Origin of the sequence: Alkalimonas collagenimarina, assembly GCF_030717845.1 — a bacterium.
GTDB classification, from domain to species: Bacteria; Pseudomonadota; Gammaproteobacteria; order Enterobacterales; family Alteromonadaceae; genus Alkalimonas; species Alkalimonas collagenimarina.
In genome coordinates this window covers 23,798-37,232 of the sequence record NZ_JAUZVZ010000006.1, presented here as the reverse complement: position 1 = coordinate 37,232, position 13,435 = coordinate 23,798, and the positions used below count along the sequence as shown (strand labels likewise).

Annotated in this window: 14 protein-coding genes and 1 pseudogene; 9 read left to right on the top strand and 6 right to left on the bottom strand. The window is 44.0% G+C overall.

All coding sequences use genetic code 11. The features are described 5' to 3' along the window. Window positions 1–13 precede the first annotated feature (13 nt). Together Q3O60_RS05295 and Q3O60_RS17685 are read left to right on the top strand one after the other, a co-directional pair. Window positions 14–592: a hypothetical protein gene (locus Q3O60_RS05295; protein ID WP_305892861.1), complete on the top strand. Its 579-nt coding sequence runs from the start codon at window positions 14–16 to the stop codon at window positions 590–592. Between the two features lie 262 nt (window positions 593–854). Then, window positions 855–1,235 carry a hypothetical protein gene (locus tag Q3O60_RS17685; RefSeq protein WP_369812635.1) on the top strand — a complete coding sequence of 127 codons (381 nt, stop codon included), beginning with the start codon at window positions 855–857 and terminating at the stop codon, window positions 1,233–1,235. 351 nt (window positions 1,236–1,586) lie between these two features. Here Q3O60_RS17685 and Q3O60_RS05285 read toward each other — a convergent pair whose 3' ends face one another. From Q3O60_RS05285 to Q3O60_RS05260, 6 genes are all read right to left on the bottom strand, one after another. After that, entirely contained in the window at window positions 1,587–2,285 is a 699-nt protein-coding gene (locus Q3O60_RS05285; RefSeq protein WP_305892860.1) for a helix-turn-helix domain-containing protein, read from the bottom strand. Next, on the bottom strand, window positions 2,282–2,443 hold the full coding sequence (locus Q3O60_RS05280) for a hypothetical protein (RefSeq protein WP_305892859.1): 162 nt from the start codon (window positions 2,441–2,443) through the stop codon (window positions 2,282–2,284). The genes Q3O60_RS05285 and Q3O60_RS05280 overlap by 4 nt, the downstream gene beginning before the upstream one ends. A 322-nt stretch (window positions 2,444–2,765) precedes the next feature. Further along, complete coding sequence (locus Q3O60_RS05275; RefSeq protein WP_305892858.1) at window positions 2,766–3,059, bottom strand: hypothetical protein; 294 nt, start codon at window positions 3,057–3,059, stop codon at window positions 2,766–2,768. Between the two features lie 51 nt (window positions 3,060–3,110). Next, the gene (locus tag Q3O60_RS05270) at window positions 3,111–3,383 is read right to left on the bottom strand and encodes a hypothetical protein (protein ID WP_305892857.1); all 273 of its coding nucleotides are present in this window, start codon (window positions 3,381–3,383) and stop codon (window positions 3,111–3,113) included. A 10-nt stretch (window positions 3,384–3,393) separates the two neighbouring features. After that, window positions 3,394–4,557 (bottom strand): Arm DNA-binding domain-containing protein, encoded by a 1,164-nt coding sequence (locus Q3O60_RS05265; protein WP_305892856.1) that lies wholly within the window; start codon window positions 4,555–4,557, stop codon window positions 3,394–3,396. Further along, window positions 4,550–4,789 carry a hypothetical protein gene (locus Q3O60_RS05260; protein ID WP_290563759.1) on the bottom strand — a complete coding sequence of 80 codons (240 nt, stop codon included), beginning with the start codon at window positions 4,787–4,789 and terminating at the stop codon, window positions 4,550–4,552. The genes Q3O60_RS05265 and Q3O60_RS05260 overlap by 8 nt, the downstream gene beginning before the upstream one ends. A 144-nt stretch (window positions 4,790–4,933) precedes the next feature. On the opposite strand from Q3O60_RS05260, the gene Q3O60_RS05255 reads away from it, so the two are divergent. The 7 genes and pseudogenes from Q3O60_RS05255 (at window position 4,934) to Q3O60_RS05230 (ending at window position 13,410) form a co-directional block, all read left to right on the top strand. Then, window positions 4,934–5,137, top strand: coding sequence for a helix-turn-helix domain-containing protein (locus tag Q3O60_RS05255; RefSeq protein WP_290563758.1), 204 nt, complete (start codon window positions 4,934–4,936; stop codon window positions 5,135–5,137). A 115-nt stretch (window positions 5,138–5,252) separates the two neighbouring features. After that, on the top strand, window positions 5,253–6,797 hold the full coding sequence (locus Q3O60_RS05250; protein WP_305892855.1) for a type I restriction-modification system subunit M: 1,545 nt from the start codon (window positions 5,253–5,255) through the stop codon (window positions 6,795–6,797). Between the two features lies 1 nt (window position 6,798). After that, a complete protein-coding gene (locus Q3O60_RS05245; RefSeq protein ID WP_305892854.1) occupies window positions 6,799–8,070 on the top strand; it encodes a restriction endonuclease subunit S in 1,272 nt (423 codons plus the stop codon). A gap of 1 nt (window position 8,071) precedes the next feature. Beyond that, complete coding sequence (locus Q3O60_RS05240; protein ID WP_305892853.1) at window positions 8,072–9,244, top strand: ATP-binding protein; 1,173 nt, start codon at window positions 8,072–8,074, stop codon at window positions 9,242–9,244. Window positions 9,245–9,451: 207 nt separating this feature from the next. Next, window positions 9,452–9,526 (top strand): annotated as a pseudogene (locus tag Q3O60_RS17750) (cell filamentation protein Fic); the annotation flags it as partial. Then, on the top strand, window positions 9,524–10,315 hold the full coding sequence (locus Q3O60_RS05235) for a virulence RhuM family protein (protein WP_369812639.1): 792 nt from the start codon (window positions 9,524–9,526) through the stop codon (window positions 10,313–10,315). The pseudogene Q3O60_RS17750 and the gene Q3O60_RS05235, both read left to right, overlap by 3 nt. Continuing rightward, window positions 10,312–13,410 carry an HsdR family type I site-specific deoxyribonuclease gene (locus Q3O60_RS05230; protein ID WP_305892851.1) on the top strand — a complete coding sequence of 1,033 codons (3,099 nt, stop codon included), beginning with the start codon at window positions 10,312–10,314 and terminating at the stop codon, window positions 13,408–13,410. Before Q3O60_RS05235 ends, Q3O60_RS05230 begins: the two co-directional genes overlap by 4 nt. Window positions 13,411–13,435 lie beyond the last annotated feature (25 nt).

Genomic DNA, 13,435 nt, shown 5'->3' with positions numbered 1-13,435 from the left:
AGGCACTCTGAATATGACAAAAGAAGCAACACGACCAAATTATCTGGATATTTCCAGCCACTTTCTACATGACGCGATAGATTTTGAAGTTCGATACAAGCATTGCATCAACAGTGAAGGACCTCTTTTCTATACTCCCCGATCCAGAAGGGCTAAGTGCTTTATCGATTTACGCATGGGCATCGAAGCGATTCTAAAGTCTTTTATCAGCTACCATGAACATCAAGATAGAAAAGGAAAAAGAATTATTAATTGGATAGAGAAGTTTGGTCACAAAATCGAAAAAATGATTGCGAAAGCGAAGCCACATCTGCCGCAGGATTGGATTGAACAATATGAGGTTCCCTTGCTGAAGCTTGATAATTTGCCCGTAGGACTTCGGTACAGACTTGACGCGTGGGATTTTAGGGGCAATAAAGAAGAGCTCTATTACGACACAATAGGTAGTGATGTCTGGTTAGGTGAAATTCACTCGGCCCTGATCGAACTGACCAAATTAATCAATTCATTACTTAAAAAACATGATCGAATATTAGGTGGAAACGAGTTACTGGCAGAGATGGAAGAAGTTTGGTTCGAGAAATACACTTAATAAGTTAACCAAACACGCCCTTTATCGACGAACGTTATCAAATTAAAACTCGTTTATATTAATGAAGCAGATCTACAAAATCACCTATCCTACGGGCAAGATATACATTGGAAAGGATAGCGTTGGCAGCTACCGCTACTTTGGCAGCCCAGACATGCAGGTTATCAATGATGATTTTGCCATGCTTCCCAAGTCGGTCCGTCAAGACTAGACGATTCGCAAGCAAATCCTTTGGGAGTCAGAGGATTGTTCCGAAGCGGAGTTGTCGGCAAAAGAGGTTGAATTTATCCGCCAGTTCCGCTCGAATGCTCCCGAGGTTGGATACAACCGTTGGCCGAAATTCAATAGCCAGGCTCTTGATTTAACAATCGAGGAAAGTCCGATGAAAGAACATTCAGTCCAAGTAACCCGAGTGGTTTCAGATATTACCTGCGATATTTGCGGGCAGAGCGTGGTGAACGAGGCTCAGAAAAACAACATGGCGAACCTTGATAGCTTTGCCGAGTATGCTCGCCTAGTTGCTGAATTTGGTTATGGCTCGAAGCGTGACGGTGAAAAGTTTCAGTTTGATTTCTGTGAAGGCTGCTTTGAAGATTTGCTCAGCAAAATTAATAAGCTCAAGGCGGTAAAGAAAGCTAAATAACGAACTATCCCTGCGAACTGCCCAGCTGATTGATCATTTCCCTCAGCCGCTGTTTCTTCGATATCGCTGCAATGTCGTTCGTAGGAATCAGCTCTAGGACTTCAAGTAGGAGCTGTTTAAGCTGCTCATCCCTCACCCGTTCACTCAAACACTCTACTTTTGCATAGGGCTTTAACGCAAGTACTGGTATATGTCGTACGCCACTGTCGTTCTTTATCGATGGCAATTTACCCGAGGCGACGTAACGCTGTGACCTTTCTCCCATAATAACACCATACCCTCAATAAGATTTCAGGGATATAAACCCTCCTAAAGCAACTATTCACGCGATTTAACCAGCTATAGTTGCGATCATTTAGGTACACGCCCTGACGTTCCTTGATGCTTATATGCATCTATGAAGCAAGGCCTATATCTACTTGAAGTACTGTATTCATTAATCTCTGTCGAGTGCTGATCTACATGCACCAACCCCTGCGTAACCAGAAACGATAAAGCCTTCCTAATATCGTTGCGTGCCACTCCTGTATATGTAGAAATTTTCTCATAGCTGACTGACGCTGCGTTTGAATGATTGTTTCGCAATGCAAGAATTAACAGGTAAATTTTTAACGCATTCAGCTCGACCTTCGAGCGGAGCTTGAAGTTTTGAAATACAGATAATTCGCTCATGCTTCTGCTATAAAGCCGCTTTGCAGGCAGCTTCGCCCAGCCTGAGAACTCGCCATAATTTTTGACCACGTAAACATTTCGGTTCCCGTTTTGCAGAACTAAAATCAACTCGAGACTCTTTAAAACTTGAATACCTCCAGATATTTTAGCTTTGCTGAGACCAGTGATTGCTAGTAAGGCATCATAAGTAATACTGCAGCGTCCGACCTCATCGAACTGTGTAGTAATCTCATCGTTGGCATGGTGTACAAAAATCAGATATAGCATTAAAGCTGCAATGTAATCCGATTTTTCTTCCCCTTGCCATTTCAAGCTCCGCAATTTCGTTCCTTCACCATCCTTTATCCAATCGCTCGGCATCTTGACCCATTGCTTCATGGTCTTCTGTTCCCCTTTGTCTGACTCGTTACAACTTTTAGTACTACGTAAAGTGCAAGTGCAGCCACTGCTAGCCCAAAAGTTGTAGTGATAAAAATTAGGAAGGTTACATCTAGTTCAACCAAAATTTTTAAAGCGTTAGTAATTTCATTCATCATTCGAGTCCTCTTTGCTTCTCTGAATGCTAAAATTTTAACGCTTGCTGAATATTCTTTCTAGAAACAGTATTTTTAAGTATACAAATTAAAATACTAATATTGATTATTAATCAATAGATTATATGTCATTTATTGAGTTCATATAATATGCCAACTTAGTTCATAAAGGTACTAGTTAGTTCTCGCTTTTGCCCTAAGGTAGACAGAGTAGATGAGTCTTGCTCAGTCATCACAGACGTCGTAAATCTTGAGTTGGTCCAAGCGTACAAAACGATACTTGAGAGCTAAGCACACTAGGAGGCCAGCTGTTCCTTAATTCATATCAATGTCGCTCTTCGGTTCTTTCTCTGAGTGCTTGTTTCTGCGCTAAAGCCGCAATACTTGTCGAAGGTAGCAATGCAAGAATTTCAAGCAAGATCCCCGTCAGACCATCTTTCTTACCGTTTGATGTGGTTTTTGCATAAGTTTTCAAATCTCCCACTGATATCTGTCGTACGCCACTGTCGCCCTTTATCGATGGCAATTTACTTGTGGCGTCGTAGCACTGAATGGTTCGATGCGACAAACCGGTGTAAGCGCTGGCTTGTGAAATTGTTAGGTATTTTTCATTTGTCATGATCTGTCGTATGACATGGCGTACGTAAAGGTCGTACGCCATGTCTGCCCTTTAAAATTCGTAACGGCTGAATATCCAGTCGTGTAGGTCGCGTTGGAGCAACGGAACGAATACAGTAATGCAAAGATCTTCTGGAGATAGTTCGCGCTCGTCAATGATACGCTCGATCCAATGGACCATGGCTTCGAAGTTATTCTTCTCGTTCCCATGTCCCAGTGCCAGAACTAATGAATTGTCGCTGTTAATACTGAAGCCAAGCATTAATGTATTAGCCATACGGTGAATCTTGAGCTTATATAATTCTTTACGATAAAATTTATCCATGGTGTTCACCTTATACATTTGAGAATTCAGCGTTAAGCAGGCGAGCAAAAGCAGAGCCGTCTTGACGTGTTAGGTTGGGTACATAACGCGAGTAAACGCGGAAAAGCATCTCGGTTGTGCTGTGTCCCATCTGTCTTGCTATCCATTCTGGGCTTTCTCCTGCAGCAAGCCAGAGCGTGGCGGCCGTGTGCCGCGTTTGATATGGCCGACGTTTAGGAAGCTCTAAAAAACGCAATAGTGGGTACCACACGCGCTTGGTGACGTTATTATGCGACAGCGGCGTACCTGCTGAGCTGCAAAACACGAATGGTTGATCACCCGTTACATTTTGCTGTGCTTGAAGTGCTTCCATTGTGAGGTCGTTCATATCGATAGCTCTGTATGAACTGTCGTTTTTGGTCTCTTGAATAATGCCTCGAACTAACGCCCGTTTAACAATGACCTGGCGGCGATTAAAATCGACTGCGTCCCACTGCAGTCCATCCACTTCTGCCGTGCGCATACCAGTAAAGAAGCGGACTGTGTAATAGCTTTTAAAGTCTGGGCGCACCGATTGCAAGATCAGCCGCACTTCATCAATGCTGAATGGCTCTACGTCAGAGCGCGGCACTTTCAGTGATTTAATTCCCTCATAAGGTGAGCTAAAATTGAATCGGTTGGCTGCCTCATGCAGAATCATGCGCAATGGTGTCATGATGTGGTTTATCCGCGACGATGATAATGGCTTATTGCTTCGAGTGATCACTTTGGCGAGGGATGCTCGAAACTTTAAGATGTCCGCTTTGCTGATGCAGCCAACTTCCTTTTCTCCGAAATGCGGTAATAAATGCATACGAAGCGTGGATTGCACCTTTTCTTGATGTGATGGGCGCCACTGAATTTGCATTTCGCTAAACCAAGTTTGGGAAAAACCAGAAAACAGCGGTGTTTCGAGCTGACGCCCATGCAACTGCTGTGATTTAAACTTCTCTGCACGCGGGCTGTCTGGAAAATGTCGCCCATATTCAAATGTTCCCAAGGTGATTTCAGCCTCAACGCGCTCCAAAAATGCTTTTACCTTTTTGCGATTTGCAGGCGTGTCCTTTAATTCAGTTTGTTCACGGCAGCGCTTACCGCGATAGTTGAAATCCATGAAAAGTTTGTTCGTTTCCTTTCTTGCATACACTCTACCCATGCGCCATCCCTCCTCGCGCCATTGGTAAGAAAATCCCTGCCGACGACGCCTTCACCATGTCCTTTTGAATAGTCTCCCAGACAAACAAGATCTTGCGTCCACCAAATGGGCGAATGTAGTGGACGCCCTCTAGTAGTACAGAATCCTTCAACTGCTCACGAATGGTGCGCGCGTCGTATTTGATACGTTTAGCAAGCTCGTCGGTCGTTAAATATGTCATGTCATTTAACATGGCATCCTCCTATTGTTAGTGATAGATTAGATGACAATACGTATTTCAACAGTTCAAATTGCCATCCTAAGTGACATATTAGCACGCATAATGACATTTGCAATGTCTTTTTGTCATTTAGGATAACTTTTTCTTGGGGTGGTTATGGTTAAGTGTCATTTAGCAAGAATGATGGGTGAGCGAAAACTCAAAATTATGGACGTTGCGCGCGACACCGGATTGAACAGAAACACCGTCACGCTGCTGTATAAAGAGACGGCACAGCGCATCGACTTTTCAGTGATAGAAACGCTTTGTCGGTATTTTGATTGTGAAGTTGGTGAGTTGCTTGAGCTGGTGGATGATTAAGCTCTTCAGGTAACAAAGAACAACATCAGCTGCCTTAACAATAAAAGGTATTGAAGCAAATAGTTGCTCAGCCGAGCAAAATAAACATGTAACGAATTAAAGCAGGTATCAAGTAATGACGAGCAACCAACAACGTGCCGCACTGCAACGCCAAATTTGGGCAATTGCCAATGATGTTCGCGGTTCAGTAGATGGATGGGATTTTAAACAGTATGTACTCGGCACCTTGTTCTACCGGTTTATTAGTGAGAACTTCACCGCTTACATTGAGAACGGTGACGAGAGCATCAATTACACATCGCTTGATGATTCGGTTATTACCGATGAAATCAAAGACGATGCCATTAAAACCAAAGGCTACTTCATTTACCCGAGCGAGTTGTTTGTTAACGTGGCTAAAAACGCCAACAACAGCGTAAGCCTAAACACCGAGCTTGCTCGAATTTTCGGCTCGATTGAGAACTCAGCTAACGGCTATCCTTCTGAGCAAGACATCAAAGGCTTGTTTGCCGACTTTGACACCACTAGCAATCGCTTAGGTAACACCGTTAAAGACAAAAATATGCGTTTAGCGCATGTGCTTAAAGGCGTTGCGGGCTTAGATTTTGGTAATTTTGAAGATAACCAAATTGACCTGTTTGGCGACGCTTATGAATACTTAATTTCAAACTATGCGGCCAATGCCGGTAAGTCGGGTGGCGAGTTCTTTACCCCACAGCATGTGTCTAAGCTAATAGCTCTACTGGCCATTCATGGGCAGAGCAGCATCAATAAAATATATGACCCGGCAGCAGGCTCTGGCTCTTTGCTGATGCAGGCCAGAAAGCATCTAAATGTTCACAATATTGAAGACGGTTACTTCGGGCAGGAAATCAACCACACCACCTACAACCTTGCCCGTATGAATATGTTCTTGCACAACATCAACTACGACAAGTTCAACATTCAGCTGGGCAACACCCTGACCGACCCGCGCTTTCTTGACGACAAGCCGTTTGATGCCATTGTCTCAAACCCACCTTATTCCGTGAAGTGGATTGGCAGCGACGACCCAACACTCATTAACGACGAGCGCTTTGCCCCAGCCGGTGTGCTCGCGCCTAAATCAAAAGCGGATTTTGCCTTTGTTTTGCACGCACTCAGTTACCTTTCCAGCAAAGGTCGAGCGGCTATTGTCTGCTTCCCAGGTATTTTTTATCGGGGCGGCACCGAGCAGAAAATCCGTAAGTACCTGGTCGACAACAACTACGTTGAAACTGTGATTTCCTTAGCGCCGAACTTGTTCTTTGGCACCACCATTGCTGTAAATATTTTGGTGCTCTCTAAGCATAAGCAAGACACCACCACGCAGTTTATTGACGCGAGTAACTTGTTCAAGAAAGAAACCAATAACAACCTACTGACCGATGAGCACATCGAGCAGATTATCAAAGCGTTCGAGAGAAAAGACGATGTCGAGCACTTCGCAAAATCAGTACCCTTCGAGCAAGTAGCAGAGAATGACTACAATCTTTCCGTTAGCAGCTATGTTGAAGCCAAAGACACCCGAGAAGTTATCGACATTACCGAGCTAAATGCTGAGCTGAAAACCACTGTTGCCAAGATTGACCAGTTGCGTGCGGATATCGATGCGATTGTGGCGGAGATTGAAGGTGCCTAAGATGAGCGAGCTAAGTTTTATCGAAAAGCTGCTAGGCGGGGTCACGGTTGAGTGGAAAGAACTCTCTGAAGTTTTTCATTTGAAAAATGGGTACACACCCTCGAAGTCAAAAAAGGAGTATTGGGAAAATGGCACGATTCCTTGGTTTCGAATGGATGATCTCCGCGAAAATGGAAGTATCTTAAACGATTCATTGCAGAAAGTTTCGAATCAGGCCGTAAAAAGCGGGAAGATCTTCCCAGCTAATTCAATAATTGTGTCTACGTCTGCAACAATTGGAGAACACGCATTAATTAAAGTCCCTTTTCTAGCTAACCAGAGATTTACCTGCCTTACTTTAAAGAACGAGTACGGTAGTCTGTTAGATATTAAGTTTCTTTATTATTACTGCTTTTTACTGTCTGAATGGTGCACAAAAAATACAACTCAGTCGAGTTTTGCATCTGTCGAAATGGATGGATTTAAAAAATATCCAATCCCAATCCCATGCCCTGAAAACCCAGAAAAGTCGCTGCAAATCCAAGCGGAAATAGTCCGAATCTTGGATGCATTTACCAAGCTCACCGCCGAGCTCACCGCCGAGCTTAGCGCACGCAAAAAGCAATACAACTACTATCGCGATAAATTGCTCAGCTTTGAGAACAGCGAGGTGGAGTGGAAGCCCTTGGGGGATATCATTAAGAAGTCTTATTCTGGCGGTACACCTACAGCAGGAAATCCTGAATACTACGACGGAGGGAGTATTCCTTGGTTAAGAACGCAAGAGGTGAAGTTCACAGATATCGAAAGTGTAGATGTAATGATAACACCAGCTGCACTTAAGAACTCAGCGACTAAGTGGATTCCCGAAAACTGCGTAATTGTTGCGATATCAGGAGCGACAGCTGGCCGTTCGGCTATCAACAAAATACCGCTTACGACTAATCAGCATTGTTGTTGCTTAGACGTTGACCCAGAAAAAGCTCTATATCGGTATGTTTTTCATTGGGTAAGCTGCAATTATGAAAACCTTAAAGCTTTGGGGCAGGGAGCAAGGGGGGATTTAAACTCGGGTATTATAAAGGGATTTCAGATTCCAATTCCTTTTCCTAATGACCCCGCACGTTCACTAACGGAACAAGAAAGGATAGTGTCGATACTCGATAAATTCGACGCTCTAACCAACTCCATCACCGAAGGTCTCCCCCGGGAAATCGAACTACGGCAAAAGCAGTATGAGTATTACCGTGATTTGCTACTAAGTTTTCCGAAGCTTGAACAGGTAGAGGTATGAAATGAGCAAGACGCTTCAGGAAATAGCGCAGCAGCTGCAGGCTTCGGCGAAAAAGGCCCAGCTCATATACGCGTTTAATGGAACTGGTAAGACACGTCTTTCGCGTGTATTTAAAAATTTAATTGCGTCCAACAATGAGTCTGATGCAGATGAGGGAGAAGCAAATCTCTCACGGCAGAAAATCTTGTATTACAACGCTTTCACTGAAGATCTTTTCTTTTGGGATAATGACCTTGAGAGCGATACTGAACCAAAGCTGAAAATTCAGCCTAACTCATTCACGGATTGGATCTTTAAGGAACAAGGACAAGACCAAAATATCATTGCCAACTTTCAGCGCTATTCGAATGACAAGCTAACTCCGAGATTTAACCAAGACTACAAGTTAAAAGATGAGAGCGGGAAAGAAATTTTAGTTAAGGCATTTTCAGAGGTGACTTTCTCGATGGAGCGAGGAGACGATGAGCACTCCGGGAATATGAAAATCTCTAAAGGTGAAGAAAGTAATTTCATTTGGAGTATTTTTTATACGCTTCTTGATCAAGTAATAACAATCTTGAACGTCGCAGAGCCCGATCAACGTGAAACGCGTGAATTTGATCAGCTAGAATACGTGTTTATTGATGACCCAGTCAGCTCTCTAGACGAAAATCACTTGATAGAGCTGGCTATTGATCTTGCTCAACTAATACGATCAAGCCAATCAGAGCTCAAGTTTATCGTCTCCACTCATAACCCTCTTTTTTACAATGTCTTATACAACGAGTTAAAAGCTAAGACTGGTTACATTCTTAGGCGGTTTGAAGATGGCACCTTCGAAATCGAAGATAAGAGAGGTGATTCTAATAAAAGCTTTTCGTACCACTTGTATATAAAGCGAATGATTGAGCAGGCTATCGAGAGTAATGAAGTCCAAAGGTATCATTTTACTTTACTCCGGAACTTGTATGAGAAAGCCGCAAACTTTCTTGGTTATCCACAATGGTCAGATTTATTGCCAGATAACAAGCAGTCATACTCAAGGCTGGTCATGAACTTTTACAGCCATCGAACATTGTCAAACGAAGAACTTGCTGAGCCGACGGAGCCTGAAAAACAAACGGTTAAGTTCTTGCTTAACCATTTAAAAAATACATACGGATTTTCGAAAGAGGTAGGGACTGATGTTCATTAGAGCCAAAGGAAAATACAAGGAAGGAACACTATGACCAGGTCGCTCAGTCTAAAAGGGCAAACTACAGAATTCCTGCTCTACACCGCACCTAATGGCGACATTAAAGTCGAGGTGCTGCTGAGCGATGAAACCATTTGGTTAACGCAAGATCGTATGGCGGAACTGTTCGGGGTTCAGCGCCCTGCAATTACTAAGCACTTAAAGAACATTTTTGACAGTGGTGAACTGGAAGAAAAAGTGGTTAGTTCCATTTTGGAACTAACCACTGAACATGGCGCTATTGCTGGAAAAACCCAAACTAAGAAAGTAAAGTACTACAATCTCGACGCAGTGATCTCCGTCGGCTATCGCGTCAACTCTACTCAAGCCACTCAGTTCCGAATTTGGGCCACTCAGCTGATCAAAGAGTACATCATCAAAGGCTTTGCTATGGATGATGAGCGACTGAAGAATGGTCGTTATTTTGGAAAAGACTATTTTAAAGAGCTACTCGAACGAGTCCGCTCTATCCGTGCGAGTGAACGCAGGATTTATCAGCAGATCACCGATATTTTTGCCGAATGCAGTATCGACTACGATCCAAAGTCTGAAACCACTCGCCAGTTTTATGCTCATGTGCAAGACAAATTCCACTTCGCTATAACAGGACACACTTCCGCCGAGATTATTAAGATAAAGGCGGATGCAAGCAAACCATTAATGGGGATGACGACATACAAAAACGCTCCCAAAGGCCGAGTGCTGAAGTCTGATACGGTTATCGCTAAAAACTATTTGAGTGAAGATGAGATTAAACGGTTAGAGCGCACTGTATCGTCGTTTTTCGATTACATTGAAAGCATTATTGAGAGACGTAACACCTTTACGATGGAGGCTTTTGCCGACAGCGTAGATAAATTTCTAGCGTTTAATGAATACCAAGTACTTGAGGGCTATGGCCGCGTGTCACGCAAAGCCGCGGAGAAAAAAGCCTTTGAAGAGTACGAGCAGTTTAATACGCAGCAAAAAATAGAATCTGATTTCGATCGTGAAATGAAGAAGCTGTTGCAAAAGAAGGACACAAAGGAATGAATACGTATACGCCCATTGCTGAATCGAACAATTTCATCGTACTGGATAGGTACGTGAAGCAATGGGAAGTTGCTGAAAGCTACCAAAGCGAAAGTGATTTAGAGCGCGAGCTGATTCAAGACTTGGTGAATCAAGGCTATGAATACGTGCCTGGTTTGACGAATCTCGAAGCTATGTTGGCGAATGTACGGGTGCAACTTCAGGCGTTGAATAACGTTACTTTTACCAACGGTGAATGGCTACGTTTTGTCGAGACTTACCTTAATAAGCCAAGTGACAACAGCACGGATAAAACACGGAAAATTCATGACGACTACATTCACGATTTTGTGTTTGACGATGGCCGCATTCAAAACATCTACCTTCTTGATAAAACGACCGTTTCTCGTAATAAAGTACAGGTGATTAAGCAATTTGAGCAAACGGGATCGCACGCAAATCGCTACGACGTGACGATTTTGGTCAACGGCTTGCCGCTGGTGCAGGTTGAGCTGAAAAAGCGGGGAGTGGCCATTCGTGAAGCATTCAATCAGGTGCACCGTTACAGCAAAGAGAGCTTTAACGCCGAGAGTTCGTTGTTTAAGTACTTACAGCTATTTGTGATTACCAATGGCACCGACACTCGCTACTTCGCCAACACAGTGCAACGCAACAAGAATACCTTCGATTTCACCATGAACTGGGCAAAGTCAGACAACGGCCTGATTAAAGACCTCAAAGACTTCACCGCGACATTCTTTCAGAAAGACACCTTATTGAAGGTATTACTGCACTATTCGGTATTTGATGTGAGCAATACCTTGCTGGTGATGCGGCCCTACCAAATTGCCGCCACCGAACGCATTTTGTGGAAAATTAAGAGCTCCTACCAAGCCAAAACTTGGAGTAACACCGAGAGTGGCGGCTACATTTGGCATACCACCGGCTCGGGTAAAACTTTAACTAGCTTTAAAGCAGCACGGCTAGCAACCGATCTTGAATTTATCGATAAAGTGTTCTTTGTAGTGGACAGAAAAGATCTCGACTACCAAACCATGAAGGAGTACCAACGCTTCTCGCCCGAGAGTGTTAATGGCTCGGACAGCACTGCTGGCTTAAAGCGAAATCTGTCTATGGATGACAACAAGATTGTTGTCACTACTATCCAGAAGCTTAATAACCTGATGAAGACAGAACGCGACTTGCCGATTTATCGTAAGCAGGTGGTGTTTATTTTTGATGAATGTCACCGCAGCCAGTTTGGTGAAGCGCAGAAAAACCTGCAGAAGAAGTTTAAGCGCTATTATCAGTTTGGTTTCACCGGAACGCCGATATTCCCCCAGAACGCATTAGGTGCTGAAACCACCGCTAGCGTATTTGGTCGTGAGCTGCATTCATATGTAATCACCGACGCGATTCGCGACGAAAAAGTGCTGAAGTTCAAAGTGGACTACAACGATGTACGTCCGCAATTCCGTGAGATTGAGACAGAACAGGATGAGAAGAAACTCAGCGCCGCAGAAAACAAACAAGCGCTGCTACACCCTGAACGTATTCGTGAGATTACCCAATACATACTGACACACTTCCGTCAAAAAACGCACCGCATGAAGGCTGGCGGGCGTGGTTTTAACGCCATGTTCGCGGTCAGCAGTGTCGATGCGGCAAAGGCCTATTACGAAGCGTTCAAACAATTACAGCAAGATGCCGACCGGCCACTGCGCGTTGCAACTATTTTCTCGTTTGCAGCGAATCAGGAACAGGACTCCATAGGCGAAATACCCGATGAGAGTTTTGAAGTGTCGGCTATGAACAGCAGCGCAAAAGAGTTCTTAAACGCTGCCATTGCTGATTACAACGTTATGTTCAAATCTAACCACGGTGTGGACAGTAATGGTTTCCAAAACTACTACCGTGATTTAGCGAAGCGGGTTAAGAACCAAGACATTGACCTGTTGATAGTGGTCGGTATGTTCCTTACCGGGTTTGATGCACCAACTTTGAATACCTTGTTTGTTGACAAGAATTTGCGTTACCACGGACTTATTCAAGCCTATTCGCGCACCAATCGCATATATGATGCCACCAAGACTTTCGGCAACATTGTGACCTTCCGTGATCTCGAAAAAGCGACGGTCGATGCTATTACCTTGTTTGGGGATAAGAACACCAAAAACGTGGTACTCGAGAAAAGCTACACAGAATATATGGAAGGCTTTACCGACGTTGTTACGGGTCAAGCAAGGCGCGGTTTTATGGAAGTTGTGAGCGAGTTAGAGCAGCGTTTTCCAAATCCCGATGAGATTGAGTTAGAAAAGGACAAAAAGGACTTTGCTAAGTTATTTGGTGAGTTTTTGCGCGTTGAAAACATCCTGCAAAATTACGATGAATTCGCCAGCCTCAAAGCGCTGCAAAAAATCGATACCAGTGACGCTGAAGCTGTTGAAGCATTCAAAATTGAACATCACTTAAGCGACGACGATATTGCAACGTTGCAAACCATACGGATACCACCCGAGCGTAAAGTTCAGGACTATCGCTCTACCTATAACGATATTCGCGATTGGATCCGTCGCGAAAAAGCTGCTGAGGACCAAGCGCAGTCAACGATTGACTGGGACGATGTTGAATTTGAAGTTGACCTTCTGAAGTCACAAGAGATTAATCTTGATTACATTCTTGAACTCATCTTCGAGCAAAACAAGAAGAACAAAAGCAAAGGTGAGCTCATCGATGAAGTCCGTCGTATGATTCGCGCCAGCCTGGGCAATCGCGCCAAAGAAAGCTTAGTAGTCGACTTCATTAATCAAACCGACTTAGACGAGATGCCCGATAAAGCAGGCATTATCGATGAGTTCTTTAAATTCGCCCAAGCCGAGCAAGAGCGTGAAGCAGAAGAGTTGATTCGCTCAGAAAACTTGAATGAAGACGCCGCCAGGCGCTACATACGTGCATCGCTGCGCCGTGAGTACGCCACCGAAAATGGCACCGAGCTCAACTCAACACTGCCGAAACTAAGCCCGCTGAACCCGGAATACAGAACTAAGAAGCAGTCGGTGTTTCAGAAGATTTCGGCGTTTGTTGAGAAGTTTAAAGGGGTTGGTGGATCTCTATAGCTCCACTAGCTCCGCTGCGCTTGCC